Genomic DNA, 17,142 nt, shown 5'->3' on the forward strand with positions numbered 1-17,142 from the left:
TGCGTTGTTGGGGTTTATCCACGTCGGAATCCTGTGATTACAAAAAATAAAAAGGCCATCGCCGCCAGCGCATACCACTGCAGCGCATAGCCCTTGTGGCGATCGATGTCCAGGCTGGGTGCGGGCCAGTTGCGCTGCAGGCCTTCGCCCGCCACCTCGGGCCCGGTCTGTTCGACCACGACCGGCAGCAGGTCCAGGCCGCTGGCACGGGCCAGCTCGGCCGGCTCGAGGTTCTGCACCAGCGCGTTCGGTGTCAAAGGCCCCGGCGCCCCCAGCTGCATCACGCGCGCCAGCTGGCGCACCGCCCTGCCCTCGAGCGTGATCTGCCCGGCCGGCGTGGCGTACGGCGGCAGCCGGTCATGCTCGGCCGTATTGCGTGGCAGCCAACCGCGCGCCACCAGGACAGCCTTGTCCGATCCCGCTATTTTAAACGGCATCAGCAGAATGAACCCGGTGCGGCCACTTTGCGGCCGGTTATCGAGGAACACCGGCCAGTTGGGGACGAACTCGCCGCGCACAATGACACGATGAAACGCCAGCCGCGCCGGATCGACCGCGCCGCCGTCGAGCACCAGCGGGGCCGCGGCCATGCCTTGCTCCAGCCTGGCCTGCAGTGCGGTTTTCTCGGCCGCGCGGCGGGTCTGCCAGTTGCCGAGCACGATCCCGAGCAGCACGAGAACCAGGGTGGCGACGAAGGGAACTGTCCTGAAACGGAAGCGAAGTGGCATACAATGATTGTTACTATTCCATCTCGGGACACACCATGAAAATCGTCGTCGCGGTCGCTTTCGTGCTCATCATCGGCAGCCTGGCCTCCGCCCTGTTCTTCCTGATGCGCGACAAGGGGCGCAGCAACCGCACCGTGCAGGCGCTGGCGATGCGTGTGGGACTGTCGATCACGCTGTTCCTGCTGGTGCTGTTTTCTTACAAGATGGGGTGGATACAGCCGACGGGTATTCGCTAAAACGTCATTCCCGCGGAAGCGGGAACCCATACTGAATCGATCGAAGACACTCAGCATGGATTCCCGCTTCCGCGGGAATGACGTGCATACCTTGCGGATTACAGCCAGTAGACGACGACGTACAAGCCCAGCCAGACCACGTCCACGAAGTGCCAGTACCAGGCCGCGCCTTCGAAGCCGAAGTGGTGGTCCGCCGTGAAGTGGCCCTTCATTACCCGGTACAGCACCACCGACAGCATGATCGCGCCCATGGTCACGTGGAAGCCGTGGAAGCCGGTCAGCATGAAGAAGGTCGAACCGTAGATGCCGGACGTGAGCTTCAGGTTCAACTCGGTGTAGGCATGGTGGTATTCGTAGGCCTGGAAGCCCATGAAGATCGCGCCCAGCAGGATGGTGGCGAACAGCCAGAACGCGGTCTTGCTGCGGTGGCCGGCGCGCAGGGCGTGGTGGGCGATGGTCAGCGTCACGCCCGAGGTCAGCAGCAGCGCGGTGTTGATGGTCGGGATCGGGAACGGGCCCATGGTGTTGAAGGACTCGACGGTGCCGGCCGGGCCGACGTTGCCCCAGTGGCCGGCGAAGTCCGGCCAGATCACCTTGTGGTCGAGGTCCGACAGCCAGGGCATGGTCACCGCGCGGGCGTAGAACAGCGCGCCGAAGAAGGCGCCGAAGAACATCACTTCCGAGAAGATGAACCAGCTCATCGACCAGCGGTAGGAGGTGTCGATGCGGGCGCTGTACTGGCCCGATTCCGATTCGCCGATGGCGTCGCCGAACCAGAAATACAGCACCACCAGCATGGCCAGGATGCCGGCGACGCACACGCCCGGGCCCCAGGACGCGCCGTTCACCCAGCCGGCGGCGCCGGCCATCGTGACCAGCATCGACAAGCCGCCAGCCATCGGCCACCGCGAGGGGCCGGGGACGAAATAGTACGGCGCATTGTGTGGCGAACTCATTCTCATCTCCTCAAACGAACTTTTGATTTATCGAATTTCTGTTGCAGCCTGGTTCCGTATTTCTTATTTCGCTACCGCCATCCGTACCACCAGCATCAGGATGCCGATGAAGATCGCCACGCCGATCAGCGCGCCGACGATCACATGGATCGGGTTCAGGTTGGCGGCGTCGTGCTCGTAATCCTTGCGCTTGCGTACCCCGAAGAAGGACCAGAACACGGCCTTCATCGTGGCGCTGAAGTTGGCCCTACCTTCGCTGGCTTTCCTTGGTTCGTTCATTTCGTCGCCACCACCGCCCCACCGATCTCGAAGAAGGTGTACGACAGCGTGATGTTCTTCACTTCGCGCGGCAGCGCCGGATCGATGAAGAACACGACCGGCATCTGGCGCGCCTCGTTCGGTTTCAGCACCTGCTCCTTGAAGCAGAAGCACTCGACCTTCTTGAAATGCGGGGTCACCAACTGCGGCGCGTAGCTCGGGATGGCCTGGGCCTTCACGGTGCGCGCCTGGGTGTTGACGACTTCGTAGACCACCGTCGCCATCTCGCCCGGGTGCACGGCTATGCTGCGCTGGGTCGGGCGGAAGCGCCACGGTCCCTGCGCATTGCCGTCGAGTTCCACGGTGACGGTACGCGTCATGTCGACCTGGGTGTTGGCGGGCCGCTCGACCGTGCCGTCCTTCTGCGTCAGCACGTTAATGCCGAGCACCTCGCACACCTGGCGGTAGACCGGCACCAGCGCATAGCCGAAGCCGAACATCAGAACCGCCACCACCACCAGCTTGGTGAAGGTGCTGCGGTTCAGCGCGAGGCGGCCGCTTGGCTCAGTACTGCTCCCGGTGCTCATCTCAGTTCAGCCAGAGCCGCTTGACGAACAGCAGCACGAAGAAGAACAGCGCCAGGCCGCCTACAGCCAGGGCCGTGCGCAGGTTCTTCCTGCGCATCTCCCCGTCCCTGCCGTGCTTGTGGCCATGCTCAGCCATCATCATCTCACTTCACCAGCGGCGGGTTCTCGAAGGTGTGGAACGGTGCCGGGCTCGGCACGGTCCACTCGAGGCCTTCCGCGCCTTCCCAGGGCTTGGCGTCCGCCTTCTGGCCACCGCGGATGGTCGGGATCACCACGAAGAACAGGAAGTACACCTGCGACAGGCCGAAGCCGAAGGCGCCGATCGACACGATCTGGTTGAAGTCGGTGAACTGCACCGCGTAGTCCGCATAGCGGCGCGGCATGCCGGCCAGGCCCAGGAAGTGCATCGGGAAGAAGGTGATGTTGAAGGTGATCAGCGACAGCCAGAAGTGCATCTTGCCGCGGAATTCAGGGTACATGTGGCCGGTCCACTTCGGTGCCCAGTAGTAGAAGCCGGCGAACAGCGCGAACAGCGAGCCGGCCACCAGCACGTAGTGGAAGTGGGCCACCACGTAATAGGTGTCCTGCACCTGGATGTCGATCGGGGTCACGGCCAGGATCAGGCCGGTGAAGCCGCCCATCGTGAACACGAAGATGAAGCCGACCGCGAACAGCATCGGCGTCTCGAAGGTCATCGAGCCCTTCCACATGGTGGCGACCCAGTTGAACACCTTCACGCCGGTCGGCACCGCGATCAGCATGGTGGCGTACATGAAGAACAGCTGGCTGGTCACCGGCATGCCGGTGGTGAACATGTGGTGAGCCCAGACGATGAAGGACAGGATCGCGATCGACGCGGTCGCGTACACCATCGAGGCGTAGCCGAACAGCGGCTTGCGGGCGAAGGCCGGGATGATCTGCGAGACGATGCCGAAGGCCGGCAGGATCATGATGTAGACCTCGGGGTGGCCGAAGAACCAGAAGATGTGCTGGTACATGACCGGGTCGCCGCCGCCTGCCGCGTTGAAGAAGGAGGTGCCGAAGTGGCGATCGGTCAGGGTCATGGTGATCGCGCCTGCCAGCACCGGCATCACGGCGATCAGCAGATAGGCGGTAATCAGCCAGGTCCAGCAGAACATCGGCATCTTCATCAGGGTCATGCCCGGTGCGCGCATGTTCAGGATGGTGACGATGATGTTGATCGAGCCCATGATCGACGAGGCGCCCATGATGTGCAGCGCGAAGATCGCCATGTCCATGCCCGGCCCCATCTGGGTCGACAGCGGCGCGTACAGCGTCCAGCCGGCGGCGGTGGCGCCGCCCGGCGAGAAGAAGGACGCGGCCAGCAGGATCGCGGCCGGCGGCAGCAGCCAGAACGAGAAGTTGTTCATGCGCGCGAAGGCCATGTCGGAGGCGCCCACCTGCAGCGGGATCATCCAGTTGGCGAAGCCGACGAAGGCCGGCATGATCGCGCCGAACACCATCACGATGCCGTGCATGGTGGTCAGCTGGTTGAAGAACTCCGGACGGAAGAACTGCAGGCCGGGCTGGAACAGCTCGGTGCGGATCATCAGCGCCAGCACGCCGCCCGAGAGCAGCATGGTGAACGAGAACCACAGGTACAGGGTACCGATGTCCTTGTGGTTGGTGGCGAACAGCCAGCGGCGCAGGCCGGTCGGGTGGTCGTGGTCGTGGGCGTGATCGTGCGCGTGGTCGTGGCCGTGTGCGTGATCGTCGTGTGCGTGATCGATGGTGGAACTCATGTCAGTGTCTCCGATTCCAAACGCTTATTTGCCGCGGGCGGCCAGGACTTCCGACGGCTGCACGATGTTCTCGTCGGCCTTGTTGGTCCAGTTGTTACGGGTATAGGTGATCACGGACGCGATGTCGGAATCCGACAGCTGCTTCCATGCGGGCATCGCGCTCGGGTACTTGCCGCTGTGCTTACCGTTCAGCAGCACATTGATCTGCTCGGCTTTCGGACCCGTCACGACCGGCGAGCCGACCAGCGAGGCGAAGGCGTTCGGCACGCCCTGGCCGCTGGCCTGGTGGCAGGCCACGCAGTTGGCGGCATAGATCTTCTCGCCCTTGGTCTTCAGTTCGTCGATGGTCCAGACCTTGTTCGGATCGTCGGCCAGGGCCGCCATTTCCTTCTTCTTGACGTTGACCCAGTTGGTGTACTCCTCTGCCGACACGACTTTCACGACGATCGGCATGAAGGCGTGTTCCTTGCCGCACAGCTCGACGCAGTTGCCGCGGTAGGTGCCGACTTTTTCGGCCTTGAACCAGGCGTCGCGCACGAAGCCCGGGATCGCATCCTGCTTGACGGCGAAGGCCGGGATGGTCCACGAGTGGATGACGTCGTTGGCGGTCAGGACCAGGCGGACCTTCTTGTTGACCGGGACCACGACCTCGTTGTCGACTTCCAGCAGGTAGGTTTCGGTACGCTTGGTGGTCGGCTCGACGCCCGGCTCGCCGACGGCGGTGCGCGGGGTCGACAGGTTGGACATGAAGGAAATGCCTTCGCCCTCGCCCTTCAGGTAGTCGTAACCCCATTTCCACTGCATGCCGGTGACCTTGATGGTCAGGTCCGGGTTCGAGGTGTCCTTCATGGCGACGACCGCATGGGTGGCGGGCAGCGCCATGCCGATCACGATCAGGAAGGGAACGACGGTCCAGGCGATTTCGACGGCGGTGGATTCGTGGAAGGTGGCCGGCTTGTGGCCCAGCGATTTGCGGTGCTTGAACACCGAATAGAACATGACGCCGAACACACCGATGAAGATGATCAGGCAGACCAGCATCATCCAGTTGTGCAGGCTGTAGATGTAGTCGCCGATTCCCGTGACGGGAGGCTGCATGCCGAACTGGTGCTCGACCGGCCGGCCGGTAATGTCAGGCTCCGGCCGCGCCAGGGCCGGGATGCTGGCCGCTACCGCGAGACCGAACATCAACGCTTTTAATCGCTTTGCATAAGTCATGTTGTCCCCAACCACCCAAAAAAATATGAATTTTCTTAAACGGTCGGCATTTCCATGAACGAACTGCCGCCGCTCCGAAATCCTTTACTGCAAACATCGACCATCAGGACTCCAAGGACCTCGATGAACGCCGGCTTGCTCGGGCCCCGGCACCGCGATCACGGTTTGCCGAAGCCTTTGGTGTTGCTGCAACCAGTTCGACTACACGCTGTTTTTGCTGATGTTTTTAGCGCGATGACTGCTTCAGTCGAAAAAAGTGTCTTTGATTATACTTAAATCGCTAATTTTTATTCAAGGAAAATTACCTCACCGGCATGGCTGTTGCATGATGCACTGCGGCAAAAATGCCTTCTATTCGGGACGCGGCGGCTGCGGGCGTGGCTGGAAACGCACAATCGCCTCGCCGGCGGCGGTGACCTTGGGCGCCGGCCGGAAGGCGTGGCCGTAGATGACCTCGAAGCTCAGCCCCAGCTTGCCGTCCGGACGACGCTGGGCCTCCAATGCATCCAGCATGCGCTGCCAGGCGGCGCGCCCGACCAGGCCGCGGCGGCGCGTGGCCAGCGGATTGCCGCCGAAGGCGCGGACGTCGGCCAGCAGGGCCTGGGCCGTATCGTAGGTGACCGTGATCTGCTCCATGTCCATCACCGGCGTCGTGAAGCCCGCCTCCACCAGCTGGTCGCCGAAATCGTGCATGTCGACGAAAGGCAGGGTGTGCGGCGTCTCGTCCATGGCGGCGAAGGCGTTGCGCAGCTCGCGGAAGGTGTCCGGGCCGAAGTTCGAGAACATCAGCAGGCCGTCCACGCGCAGCACGCGCCGCCATTCCGCGAACACGCGGTCGGGTTGGGGATGCCAGTGCAATGCCAGGTTGGACCAGACGAGGTCGATGGAGTTCGGTCCCAGAGGCAGTTGGCCGAAGTCGGCGCAAAGCAGATCGATGCCGCTCTTGGCCGGCAGCAAACGGCTGAGGAAAGAGCGCGGCGCCTGGTTGCCGCCGCCGGCCGCGGCCAGCATCGCCGGAACGGCATCCACGCCCAGCACCTGGGCGGCGGGATAGGTCTTCTGCAGCTGCGCCAGGTCGGTGCCGATGCCGCAGCCGGCATCCAGCACTTGTTGCGGGGAATTCTTCACCAGCGCCAGGCGTTCGAACATGCGGGTCGCGATCTCGCGGCGCAGGAAATCGGAGGGAGCGATGCGTGCCGGCTCGGCAAACAGCTGGCACACGCGCGCCTGGTCGATCGGCGCGCTCATCTTGGAGGGGGATTGGGGTGAGGCCATGATTAACTGCGGTCAAATGGGACGATGGCGGCAGTGTACATGATGGGGGCCGAACCGATCGGAAGCCCTCCCATGACTCACGCTACCTACCGCTGGCCACGCGCCCTGCTCTCCCTGCTCATGCCTTCCAGCTGCGCCCTGTGCGGCGCCGGCTGCGCGGGCGTGGTCTGCGCGCCCTGCCGGGATCATTTTTGCTTGCCAGTCACAAATCGCTGTGCGCGGTGCGCCAACCCGATTGCGGGCGGCGACACCTGCAACGGCTGCCAGGCCTACCCACCCGCCTACGAAGCCACGGTCTGCGCCGCCGACTATGCCCCGCCACTCGACCACCTGGTGCTGCAGCTCAAATTCAGCGCCCGCCTGCCGCTGGCGCCCTGGTTTGCCGAGATGCTGCGCGACGCCGTGCTGGCCCGCCCCGGCCTGCCCCTGCCCGATCTGCTGTGCCCGGTGCCGCTGGGCCCTGCCAGGCTGGCCGAGCGCGGCTACAACCAGGCGCTGGAAATCGCCCGGCCGCTGGGCCGGCTGCTGGGCGTCGCCGTGCATGCGCGGCTGGCGCTGCGCCAGCTCGACACCCGCGCCCAGTCCGGCGTCTCGCCGCACGAGCGCGCCGAGAACATCCGCGGCGCCTTCGCCATCGAAGACCCCGGCCTGATCGAAGGACGCCACGTCGGCCTGGTCGACGACGTCATGACCAGCGGCCACACGCTGGAAGAACTGGCGGCCACCTGCAAGCGCTTCGGCGCGGCGCGCGTGAGCAATCTGGTGTTTGCGCGTACGCCGCCGCGTGGCGCGACACTATAATGGCGCCTTCATGCAAGGAGAACCATCTTGTTTCACGTCGTCCTGGTCGAACCCGAAATCCCGCCGAACACCGGCAACGTCATCCGCCTGTGCGCCAACACCGGCGCCCAGCTGCACCTGATCGAACCGCTGGGCTTTCAGCTGGACGACGCCAAGATGCGCCGCGCCGGCCTCGACTACCACGATTACGCCACCATGAAGGTGCACAAGAACTGGGACGCGTTCCTGGAAGACACCAAGCCGGACACGACCCGCATGTTCGCCATGACCACCCACGGCTCCTCGCCCTTCGCCGACGCCGCCTTCCGGCCCGGCGACGTGTTCGTGTTCGGCGCCGAGTCGCGCGGCCTGGATCCGGCGCTGCGCGAATCCTTCCCGCCGGCCCAGCGCATCCGCCTGCCGATGATGCCGGGGAACCGCAGCCTGAATCTGTCGAACACGGTGGCGGTGGTGGTGTATGAGGCCTGGCGCCAGAACGGCTACGCCGGCGGCTCGTAAATACGCCAGCACGTCAGCATGCCGGCGCACAGGCCGGGCTGGTAAATCTGCCAGCTATACCCCAGGCGGGTCGGCGGATAGGATGAAGCCTTTCTACTTCATCCATTTTCCGCAATGCGTAGATTCATCGCTCTTGTACTGCTGGCCGCCTCGCACACCGCCCAGGCCGGCGACGACGCAGCGCTGCTGGACCTGCTGCTCTGCCGTCAACCAAGCGACCCGGCGCGCGCGGCGGCAGCGTCCGGCGAACTCGAGGCCAAAGGCCGGAAACTTGGCCGCAACGGCGACAATGGCCGCTACCTGGAGGGCCCGATCCGCAGCGGCGAGGTCTGCATCGAGCACGCCACGGCGAGCGCCGCGTTCGGCGTGATGATGGTGAGTGCCAGCGTCTGCGAGGGAAAAACCGGGCCGCTGGAAGCCTACCTGGCGCGCACTGTCGGCCAGCTCAAGCCCAAGGCCAGGCCGGCGGGACCCGGCGTGATCAAGGCCCTCGAAGCGGGGAATTATTCGATCGTCCTGTTCCACGGGGCGCCGGACATTGCGATCCGCCCCGACCCCGCCAGCAAGACCGTTTCGTATATCTGTGGCGTGCACGGCGGCGGCCCGCAATAACCAAGGGCCGAACTAAGCGCCGAACTGCCTGATCCTGGCCACCAGCTTGGTGGTCGAGCGGTCGTGCGCGAAGTCGATCGCGACCGCCTTGCCGCCCTGGGCGATGACTTCCTTCCCTTCCGGGATGTCGGTCATGACGTAGTCGCCGCCCTTGGCGTAGATGTCGGGGCGGGCTTCCTGCACCACGGCCAAAGCGGTGTCCTCGTCGAATTCGACGACCAGGCTGACCGACTCCAGCGCGGCCAGCACGGCCATGCGGTCGACCATCGTGTTGAGCGGGCGGTCGTCGCCCTTGCCCAGGCGCTTGACGGAAGCGTCGGTGTTGACCGCGACGACCAGCGAGGCGCCCAGTTCGCGCGCCTGGGCCAGGTAGGTGACGTGGCCGCGGTGCAGGATGTCGAACACGCCGTTGGTGAGGACCACGGGTTTCGGCAGTTGGGCGATGCGCTGCTGCAGTTCGGCGCGGGTGGTGAGTTTGGATTCGAAGGTAGGCATGGGAACTTGGATTCCCGCCTGCGCGGGAATGACGATTCAAAGGTTCGGGAATGACGATTCAAAGGTTCGGGAATGACGATTCAAAGGTTCGCTATTGTAATCAGCTCGCGCCCGCTTCCGGTTCGTCTTCCAGCATCGACAGCTCGGCCTTGCCCGCGGCGCTGCCCGCGCCGCCCGGTGCGCGGCGTTCGCCCGACAGCTTGATCTGCAGGCGCAGGCCGTTGGCCGAGTCGGCGTTGCGGATCGCCTCGTCGTAGCCGATGTAGCCGGCGTTGTACAGCTCGTAGAGCGCCTGGTCGAAGGTGCACATGCCCAGTTCGCGCGACTTGTGCATGATCTCCTTGATGCCGTGGAAGTTCCCCTTCAGGATCATCTCGCTGATGGTCGGCGTGTTCAGCAGGATCTCGATGGCGGCCTTGCGGCCCTTGCCATCCTCGGTACGGATCAGGCGCTGCGAGACGATCGCGCGCAGGTTGGCCGACAGGTCCATCAGCAGCTGCGGCCTTCTCTCTTCCGGGAAGAAATTGATGATCCGGTCCATGGTCTGGTTGGCGTTGTTCGCGTGCAGCGTGCCCAGGCACAGGTGGCCGGTCTCGGCGAAGGCGATCGCGTGCTCCATCGTTTCGGTATCGCGGATCTCGCCGATCAGGATCACGTCCGGCGCCTGGCGCAGCGTGTTCTTCAGCGCGTTGTGCCAGGAGTGCGTATCGACGCCGACTTCGCGGTGGGTCACCAGGCAGCTCTTGTTCTTGTGGACGTATTCGACCGGGTCTTCGACGGTGATGATGTGGCCGGCCGAGTTGGCGTTGCGGTAGTCGATCATCGCCGCCAGCGTCGTCGACTTGCCGGAACCGGTGCCGCCGACCACCAGCACCAGGCCGCGCTTGGTCATCACGACGTCCTTCAGCACTTCGGGCAGGTCGAGCTTCTCGAAGGTCGGGATCTCGGACGCGATGGTCCGCACCACCATGCCCACGCTCTGCTGCTGCACGAAGACGTTGACGCGGAAGCGGCACACGTTCGGCAGCGAGATCGCGAAGTTGCACTCCATCTCGGCCTCGAACTCGGCGCGCTGGCGCTCGTTCATCAGCGACAGGGCCAGCGCGCGCGTCACCTCGCCGGTGAGGCGCTGGCTGCTGAGCGGTTTCATCGCGCCCTGATGCTTCATGCTGGGCGGAAAATCTGCGGAGATGAAGAGGTCGGAGCCGCCCTGCTGCTGCATGACGGTCAACAGCTTGTGCATGTATGCCTGGGCTTCCGCGGGGCCGAAGGTGGAGGACATGATGGCCTTTTATTAACGATGGGCAACGTTACCCGGAGCGGCCCATTATATCGAGAGGTTTATCGGTAAAATAGATCTCATCCTCTCCCAATGTGGGACTGTTGTAATCCGGAAGCCCATGACCCTGACCGAACTGAAATACATTGTCGCCGTGGCACGTGCCCGGCATTTCGGCCACGCTGCCGAGGCCTGCTTTGTTGCGCAGCCGACCTTGTCTGTGGCCATCAAGAAGCTCGAGGACGAGCTGGGCGTGACGCTGTTCGAACGCGGCGGCTCCGAAGTCTCGGTCACGCCGCTCGGCGCGCAGATCGTGGCCCAGGCCGAGCGCGTGCTGGAACAGACCGCCGCCATCAAGGAGCTGGCCAAGCAGAACAAGGACCCGCTGTCGGGTCCGTTGCGCCTGGGCGTGATCTACACGATCGGCCCTTACCTGCTGCCGCCGCTGGTGAAGAACCTGATCGAGCACGTGCCGCAGATGCCGCTGGTGCTGCAGGAGAATTTCACCGTCAAGCTGCTCGACCTGCTGCGCCAGGGCGAACTCGACGCGGCGATCATGGCCCTGCCGCTGCCGGAACACGGGATGGCGGTGCAGCCGCTCTACGACGAGCCCTTCGTGGTCGCGATGCCGAAGACCCACCCGTGGGCCAGCCGCAAGGACATCTCCGCCGAAGACCTGAAAAGCGAGACCATGCTGCTGCTCGGCGCCGGGCACTGCTTCCGCGACCAGGTGCTGGAAGTCTGTCCGGAGATGGCGCGCTTTTCGTCCTCGCCGAGCGCCGGCAACGGCATGCAGCGCACCTTCGAAGGCTCGTCGCTGGAGACGATCCGCCACATGGTCGCCAGCGGCATCGGCCTGACCGTGCTGCCGCGCGCCTCGGTGCCGGACATGAAGGACCCGAACGGCATGCTGACCTTCGTGCCCTTCCAGGAACCGGCCCCCTCGCGCCGCGTGGTGATCGTCTGGCGCAAGAGTTTTACGCGCCGCGCGGCGATCGACGCCGTGGTGGGCGCCGTCGCCGATTGCCAGCTGCCGGGCGTCGAGATGGTCACGCTTCAGGCCGCAGCCTGAAACGCGGCGGCTGCGGCTGCGGCACCGATACCGTGGCCGTCGCCGGCTCCGGGTGAAAGCCGGGCAGCTTGCACGTGCCCGGCGCGGCCGGCCGCCGCGCCGCGATATTTTCGAGCAGCTCCGCGCTGCGTCGCGGCGGCTCGATGCCGACCGTGCAGCGCACCGGTTCCCAGGTGGCGCCAACCTGCCTGAATTCCATCGTCTGTACCTGGTAGCCGCGCCCGCCCTGCTCGACCGCCACCACGGCGGTATCGCCGTTCACGGCGCCGAGCGCGAAGCGGCGCTGCGGCAAGCCGCCGCCCAGCACATCGCCGCTGTTGAAACTGGTGCCGCGGTCGGCAATCCCGCCCTCTTCGCCCAGTCCCACGCCCAGCAGGGCCTGGACGCCCGCCGGCAGCTCGCGCAGCGATTGCGCCTCGGTCCAGTCGGCCTCGATCCGGTCCGCACGTGCCTCGCCCGACCTGGAGCCGGCATCGGCCAGCGCACAACAGCCGAGCCCGATACCGGCCGCCACCACGATACTTGCGAATTGCATCCGTCTCTCCTTCTCGTTTTTACCCACGAAAGCCGGCATCGTAGCCCGGCCGGGATCGTCATACTTTGTGCATAGTCGATCGTGCGCCACGAACAGGCTAAAATCCTGACCTTGCTAATTTTCAAGTTCGAATTGAATCGAACCCTCACGCGATGAACAAGCTGGCGCTCTACTTCCGCCTGATCCGCGCCGACAAGCCGATCGGCATCCTGCTGCTGCTGTGGCCCACGCTGTGGGCCTTGTGGATGGCGTCAAGCGGCCATCCCGATCCGACGATCGTCGCCATCTTCGTGCTCGGCACCGCGCTGATGCGCTCCGCCGGCTGCGCGATCAACGATTACGCCGACCAGGACTTCGACCGCCACGTCAAGCGCACCGTCGACCGCCCGCTGACCAGCGGCCGCATCAAGGGCTGGGAAGCGGTGACGATCGCGGCGGTGCTGGCCCTCGTCTCCTTCCTGCTGATCCTGCCGCTGAACACGCTGACCAAGCAGTTGTCGGTAGTGGCCCTGATCGTGGCCGGCAGCTACCCCTACTTCAAGCGCTTCTTCGCCATCCCGCAGGCCTACCTGGGCATCGCCTTCGGCTTCGGCATCCCGATGGCCTTCGCCGCCGTGCAGGACCAGGTGCCGGCCGTGGCCTGGTGGCTGCTGGTGGCGAACATCTTCTGGGCCGTGGCCTACGACACCGCCTACGCGATGGTCGACCGCGACGACGACATCAAGCTCGGCATGCGCACCTCGGCGATCACCTTCGGCCGCTTCGACGTCACGGCCATCATGCTGTGCTATGCGGCGGCGCTGGGCATCGACCTGGTGTGCGGCTGGTGGCTCGGCCTGCGCTGGTGGTTCGTGGGCGGCGTGCTCGTGGCCGCCGGGATGGCGCTGTACCACTACACCCTGATCCGCGAGCGCGACCGCATGAAGTGCTTTGCTGCGTTTCGTCATAACAACTGGCTGGGGGCCGCACTGTTCGCAGGTGTCGCGCTAGACTATGCATTCGGTTAATATTGTCCGTAATACACAACCCATATCGACGAGGTTCTCCCCATGATGGAAAAAATCCCGACCCAGAGCGGCGCCCGTGACCAACTGCTGTCCGACCTGAAGACCGTGATCCAGGACGCCGAAGCCTGGCTGCGCCACAGCGGCCACCTGACCGGCGAAGAATTCAAGGCCGCCAAGGCCAAGTTCGAGCGCACCATCGTCAAGGCCAAGGACGACATCGTCCGCCTTGAAGAAGCCGTGGTCGAGAAAACCAAGGTCGCCGCCAAGGCCACCGACGAGTACGTCCAGGAAAACCCGTGGAAGTCGGTCGGCATCGGCGCCGCCGTCGGCGTCGTGATCGGCATGCTGATCGCCCGCCGCTAATGGCTTTGTTCTCGGCGCTCGGCCGCGTCGCGTCGACCCTGGTGGCGATGGTCGGCACGCGGCTGGAATTGGCCGCCGTCGAATTCCAGGAAGACGCGCGCCGCCTGCTCGGCTACCTCGCGTGGGCCTTGCTCGCGGTGTTCCTGGCTGCAGGCAGCATCATGCTGGTGGCGCTGTTCGTCATCCTGCTGTTCTGGGATAGCTACCGCCTGCAGGCGGTGGCCGGCATGGCCGTGCTGCTGGCGGCCGGCGCCGGCTTCATCGCGATGTCGGTGCGCGCCAGGCTGAACGCCCAGTCGCCGCTGTTCGCCGACACGCTGGCCGAACTGCGCAAGGACGTCGACTACGTGCGCCATGTGGCTGCCGCGCCGCACACCGGAGCGATCGATGAATAAACCGACCTTGGCTGCGCGCCGCGCGGCACTGCTCGAACGCTGCGCCGAGCAGCGCACCGGCCTCGCTTACGAACTACAGTCGCTGCGGCCTTCGGCCATGCTCGATCATCCGGTGGCGGGCTATGTGGTCGGCCACAAGAAGCTGGTGTTCGGCGCGCTCGGCGCCACCCTGGGGATGGCGCTGCTGCGCCGCAAGCGGATGCTGGCGCTGGCCGGATCGGCGATGTCCGCCTGGCGCATGGCGCAGGGTGGGCTGGCGATGCTGGCGCAACTGCGGCGCTGAACCGTGGCCGTGCGGCTTCCTGCACGGCGCGAACTTCTCCTGGGCAGCGTGCCCTGCCGTACACGCAACGCTGACGCGGGCGCTAGTCCTGCTGCATCATGCCGCGCGTCAGTCCGCTCGGATCTGCCGGCTTCCTCGGTTGGAACACCCAGGTCAGGCCGCGCACATAGCCGTCACCCTTGACGCTGGCGTGGTCAATGCCTTCCATCGCGTAGTTCTGCAGCGCCAGCCCCTGGTAATGCCGGGCCGCGAGCTGTTTCTGGAATGCGGCGATGGGCTCGCGGAATCCCGGATACTCGGCCGTACCGTAAGAAATGAACATCCGCGCATTCAGGGTCTTGTGGTCCTTCGCGTAGCGCTCGTCCAGCTTGCCGAGTGCGCCCTTGTCCCAGCCAGCCGCCGGGCTGATGGCGATGTGGCCGGAGAAAAAGCCCGGCGCCTTGTAGGCCGCCGCGATGGCGAACAGCCCGCCCAGCGAACTGCCGGAGATGATCCGGCCGGTCTTCTCGCCACGGAAGCGCGATTCGATCAGCGGCGCGACTTCCTCCGTGATGAAGTGCAGGAAGGCGTCGGCCTTGCCCGAACCGGCGTCCATTGCCGTGATGGTGTAGTCCTTGCGCCGCTCGACGTCGTAGTTGAAGCCCGACGGATAGGACAGGCCGACCATGATGAACTCGGGCACCTGGTTATCGTAGATCAGGTTGCCGTAGGTGGCCGTCAGCAGCGGCGTGTCCCAGTAGGCATCCAGAAAATACAGTACCGGATAGGTTTTGCCGGGATTCGATGCATAGCTGGCCGGCAGCACGACCACCAGCTCGTGCGCCTTGCCGGTGGACGCCGATTGCACTGGAACGATCTGCGTATTTGCCAGCACGAACGGCTTGTTCGCCGGCTGTGCAGATGCGGCGCCGATCAAACCCGTCAACAGCGCCAGCAGCGCCAACAGTTTCCTGCTCATCTCGTCTCCAATGCGTGGTGAGGATTATTGTTGAGGCATGGTCGCATAGGTCTTGCTGTCTGTCAGCAGCCTTCCGCTTCCAGGCGCACGGGCGGGATGGCCTCGATCGGGCTGGCAGAGATCAGCGGGCTGGTGCTGCAGCCGTATCGGGAACTGGGGATTGCGCTGACGCTGGCCTAAGGCCCCGCGTCAGCGGACGGCCTGGCCGTTCAGCGTGTAGCTGATGCGCGCCTCATCGGACCAGCCCTTGTCGCCCAGTACCGGCTGGTGCTTGTCGGTCGATGCCAGCACCAGGCGGCGGCTGCCATCCTCGATCGTCACGCTGTCGTAGCCCTTCGGCGCCTCGATCTTCGTGGCCTCCAGTTTGTCGCAGACATTGAAGCCGAACAGGCTCGCGGTTGCCAGCGCCGCGCGGAACTTCAGCCCTTCGGACTTCGCCATTGCCATCTGCGCGGCGCAGGCCAGGCGCAGGTCGCCCATGCGCTGCACGCCGTCGGGCAGACCGGGCGAGCGCACCTGCACCAGCGGGTGGTTGAATTCGCCCTTGGGGAAGTTGCGGTTGACGACCACCATCGAATCGCTGTCTTCAGCCAGCGTGCCGCGTTTCAGCGCGAACGTGGTGTTCGATGCCATCGGCAGCGGCACACGGTGGTCCGCGCCGACCAGCTCGACCTGGTTGCCGGCCTGCCCGGCATCGACTTTCGGCAGCCGGAAGCTCAAGGTGGCGCCCGGTGCCTTTTCGGGTGCGCGCTTGTCGAACACGTCGCGCGCCGTCTCCAGCAGGCGCAGGCGCCAGGCCATGGGTTTGGCTTCATCCGAATCGGTCTTGTGGCCGATGTTGATCTCGTTGGCGTGGACGCTGCCGGCGACGGCCAGCAGGAAGAAGAAAGAACGAAGACGCATGGGAGTACCCTGGCTGTATGGATGCTGAACATTAGCATTTCAACATCGCGGCCAGGCGTGGCCATGCGACGAACGGTCGAATTCCCGGGTTAAACGGCGTCCTTGCCCAATTCGTCACCCAGCTCGCGCCCGCGCGCCGCCGCCGCCTTCATCGCCTCGACGATGGCCTGCTTCACGCCGGCCTGCTCCATGCTGGTGATGGCCGCGTAGGTGGTCCCGCCCTTCGAGGTCACGCGCTGGCGCAGCACCTCGACCGGCTCCTCCGACTGCGCCGCCAGCTGGGCCGCGCCGGTGAAGGTGGCGATGGCCAGTTCCCGGCCCTGCTCAAGACTCAAGCCCATCTCGACGGCCGCCTCCTGCATCGCCTCGAGGAAGAAGAACACATAGGCCGGACCGCTGCCCGACACCGCCGTCACCGGATCGATCATGTCTTCCGACTCCAGCCACACGGTCTTGCCGACCGCGCGCAGGATGCTGTCCGCCGCTTCTTTTTGCGCCGCGCTGACGCCGGCCATCGCCACCATGCCGGTGATGCCCTGGCCGATCAGCGCCGGCGTATTCGGCATGGTGCGCACGATGGCGCCATAGCCGCCGAGCCAGCGCGACAGGTCGTTGGCGCGGATACCGGCCGCGATCGACAGCACCAGCGGCCTCGCCTCGAGCTGCGACTGCAAACGCAGGGCGACCTCGCGCATCTGCTGCGGCTTCACCGCCAGCACGATGACCTCGCTGGCCGCGACCGGTGCGCCGATCTCGGGCGCGGTGCTGACGCCATACTGCCCGCGCAGCTTTTCCAGCGCGTCCGGATTCGGGTCGATCACGTGGATGTCGGCCGCCTGCGCGACCTTGCCGGCCAGGCCGGCGATGAGGGCGGTGGCCATGTTGCCGCCGCCGATGAAGCTGATTTTCATGGTGCTCTC

Annotated in this window: 23 protein-coding genes; 9 read left to right on the top strand and 14 right to left on the bottom strand. The window is 65.0% G+C overall.

Going from position 1 to position 17,142, the window contains the following annotated elements; translation table 11 throughout:
* Window positions 1-14 precede the first annotated feature (14 nt).
* Window positions 15-728, bottom strand: a complete 714-nt coding sequence (locus tag NX782_RS07200; protein ID WP_258844754.1) for an SURF1 family protein — start codon at window positions 726-728, stop codon at window positions 15-17.
* Between the two features lie 35 nt (window positions 729-763).
* On the opposite strand from NX782_RS07200, the gene NX782_RS07205 reads away from it, so the two are divergent.
* Complete coding sequence (locus tag NX782_RS07205; protein ID WP_258844755.1) at window positions 764-964, top strand: twin transmembrane helix small protein; 201 nt, start codon at window positions 764-766, stop codon at window positions 962-964.
* A gap of 98 nt (window positions 965-1,062) precedes the next feature.
* Here the strand turns inward: NX782_RS07205 and NX782_RS07210 are convergent, their stop codons facing one another.
* The 7 genes from NX782_RS07210 to NX782_RS07240 form a co-directional block, all read right to left on the bottom strand.
* Entirely contained in the window at window positions 1,063-1,926 is an 864-nt protein-coding gene (locus NX782_RS07210) for a cytochrome c oxidase subunit 3 (protein WP_370661769.1), read from the bottom strand.
* Between the two features lie 57 nt (window positions 1,927-1,983).
* A complete protein-coding gene (locus NX782_RS07215; protein WP_258844757.1) occupies window positions 1,984-2,199 on the bottom strand; it encodes a DUF2970 domain-containing protein in 216 nt (71 codons plus the stop codon).
* Entirely contained in the window at window positions 2,196-2,765 is a 570-nt protein-coding gene (locus tag NX782_RS07220; RefSeq protein ID WP_258844758.1) for a cytochrome c oxidase assembly protein, read from the bottom strand. The genes NX782_RS07215 and NX782_RS07220 overlap by 4 nt, the downstream gene beginning before the upstream one ends.
* A 1-nt stretch (window position 2,766) precedes the next feature.
* The gene (locus tag NX782_RS07225; protein ID WP_258844759.1) at window positions 2,767-2,907 is read right to left on the bottom strand and encodes a hypothetical protein; all 141 of its coding nucleotides are present in this window, start codon (window positions 2,905-2,907) and stop codon (window positions 2,767-2,769) included.
* 1 nt (window position 2,908) lies between these two features.
* The gene (gene ctaD, locus NX782_RS07230) at window positions 2,909-4,528 is read right to left on the bottom strand and encodes a cytochrome c oxidase subunit I (RefSeq protein WP_258844760.1); all 1,620 of its coding nucleotides are present in this window, start codon (window positions 4,526-4,528) and stop codon (window positions 2,909-2,911) included.
* A gap of 24 nt (window positions 4,529-4,552) precedes the next feature.
* Window positions 4,553-5,746, bottom strand: a complete 1,194-nt coding sequence (gene coxB, locus NX782_RS07235) for a cytochrome c oxidase subunit II (protein ID WP_258844761.1) — start codon at window positions 5,744-5,746, stop codon at window positions 4,553-4,555.
* Between the two features lie 351 nt (window positions 5,747-6,097).
* Window positions 6,098-7,021 carry a methyltransferase domain-containing protein gene (locus NX782_RS07240; RefSeq protein WP_258844762.1) on the bottom strand — a complete coding sequence of 308 codons (924 nt, stop codon included), beginning with the start codon at window positions 7,019-7,021 and terminating at the stop codon, window positions 6,098-6,100.
* 72 nt (window positions 7,022-7,093) lie between these two features.
* On the opposite strand from NX782_RS07240, the gene NX782_RS07245 reads away from it, so the two are divergent.
* From NX782_RS07245 to NX782_RS07255, 3 genes are all read left to right on the top strand, one after another.
* Entirely contained in the window at window positions 7,094-7,822 is a 729-nt protein-coding gene (locus NX782_RS07245; RefSeq protein WP_258844763.1) for a ComF family protein, read from the top strand.
* A 27-nt stretch (window positions 7,823-7,849) separates the two neighbouring features.
* Window positions 7,850-8,320, top strand: a complete 471-nt coding sequence (gene trmL / locus NX782_RS07250; RefSeq protein WP_258844764.1) for a tRNA (uridine(34)/cytosine(34)/5-carboxymethylaminomethyluridine(34)-2'-O)-methyltransferase TrmL — start codon at window positions 7,850-7,852, stop codon at window positions 8,318-8,320.
* Between the two features lie 114 nt (window positions 8,321-8,434).
* Window positions 8,435-8,932, top strand: coding sequence for a hypothetical protein (locus NX782_RS07255; protein ID WP_258844765.1), 498 nt, complete (start codon window positions 8,435-8,437; stop codon window positions 8,930-8,932).
* Window positions 8,933-8,944: 12 nt separating this feature from the next.
* On the opposite strand, the gene rfaE2 is transcribed toward NX782_RS07255, so the two are convergent.
* Both rfaE2 and NX782_RS07265 read right to left on the bottom strand, forming a co-directional pair.
* The gene (gene rfaE2 / locus NX782_RS07260) at window positions 8,945-9,427 is read right to left on the bottom strand and encodes a D-glycero-beta-D-manno-heptose 1-phosphate adenylyltransferase (protein WP_258844766.1); all 483 of its coding nucleotides are present in this window, start codon (window positions 9,425-9,427) and stop codon (window positions 8,945-8,947) included.
* Window positions 9,428-9,527: 100 nt separating this feature from the next.
* A complete protein-coding gene (locus NX782_RS07265; RefSeq protein ID WP_308632855.1) occupies window positions 9,528-10,709 on the bottom strand; it encodes a PilT/PilU family type 4a pilus ATPase in 1,182 nt (393 codons plus the stop codon).
* Window positions 10,710-10,827: 118 nt separating this feature from the next.
* Between NX782_RS07265 and NX782_RS07270 the strand changes: the two genes are divergently transcribed.
* Window positions 10,828-11,778: a hydrogen peroxide-inducible genes activator gene (locus NX782_RS07270; protein WP_258844767.1), complete on the top strand. Its 951-nt coding sequence runs from the start codon at window positions 10,828-10,830 to the stop codon at window positions 11,776-11,778.
* Here NX782_RS07270 and NX782_RS07275 read toward each other — a convergent pair.
* Window positions 11,756-12,313, bottom strand: a complete 558-nt coding sequence (locus NX782_RS07275; RefSeq protein WP_258844768.1) for a hypothetical protein — start codon at window positions 12,311-12,313, stop codon at window positions 11,756-11,758. The two genes, NX782_RS07270 and NX782_RS07275, sit on opposite strands and share 23 nt — an antisense overlap.
* A gap of 152 nt (window positions 12,314-12,465) precedes the next feature.
* On the opposite strand from NX782_RS07275, the gene ubiA reads away from it, so the two are divergent.
* From ubiA to NX782_RS07295, 4 genes are read left to right on the top strand one after another with little or no spacing between them, the layout of a single operon-like run.
* On the top strand, window positions 12,466-13,320 hold the full coding sequence (gene ubiA / locus NX782_RS07280; protein ID WP_258844769.1) for a 4-hydroxybenzoate octaprenyltransferase: 855 nt from the start codon (window positions 12,466-12,468) through the stop codon (window positions 13,318-13,320).
* Between the two features lie 42 nt (window positions 13,321-13,362).
* Window positions 13,363-13,683, top strand: coding sequence for an ElaB/YgaM/YqjD family protein (locus tag NX782_RS07285; protein WP_258844770.1), 321 nt, complete (start codon window positions 13,363-13,365; stop codon window positions 13,681-13,683).
* Entirely contained in the window at window positions 13,683-14,078 is a 396-nt protein-coding gene (locus NX782_RS07290) for a phage holin family protein (RefSeq protein ID WP_258844771.1), read from the top strand. Before NX782_RS07285 ends, NX782_RS07290 begins: the two co-directional genes overlap by 1 nt.
* On the top strand, window positions 14,071-14,361 hold the full coding sequence (locus tag NX782_RS07295; protein ID WP_258844772.1) for a hypothetical protein: 291 nt from the start codon (window positions 14,071-14,073) through the stop codon (window positions 14,359-14,361). The genes NX782_RS07290 and NX782_RS07295 overlap by 8 nt, the downstream gene beginning before the upstream one ends.
* A gap of 82 nt (window positions 14,362-14,443) precedes the next feature.
* On the opposite strand, the gene NX782_RS07300 is transcribed toward NX782_RS07295, so the two are convergent.
* From NX782_RS07300 to proC, 3 genes are all read right to left on the bottom strand, one after another.
* A complete protein-coding gene (locus NX782_RS07300; protein WP_258844773.1) occupies window positions 14,444-15,319 on the bottom strand; it encodes an alpha/beta hydrolase in 876 nt (291 codons plus the stop codon).
* A gap of 189 nt (window positions 15,320-15,508) precedes the next feature.
* On the bottom strand, window positions 15,509-16,222 hold the full coding sequence (locus tag NX782_RS07305) for a hypothetical protein (RefSeq protein ID WP_258844774.1): 714 nt from the start codon (window positions 16,220-16,222) through the stop codon (window positions 15,509-15,511).
* Between the two features lie 89 nt (window positions 16,223-16,311).
* A complete protein-coding gene (gene proC / locus NX782_RS07310; protein WP_258844775.1) occupies window positions 16,312-17,133 on the bottom strand; it encodes a pyrroline-5-carboxylate reductase in 822 nt (273 codons plus the stop codon).
* Window positions 17,134-17,142 lie beyond the last annotated feature (9 nt).

Origin of the sequence: Massilia norwichensis, from assembly GCF_024753245.1 — a bacterium.
Taxonomy (GTDB): Bacteria; Pseudomonadota; Gammaproteobacteria; order Burkholderiales; family Burkholderiaceae_D; genus Telluria; species Telluria norwichensis.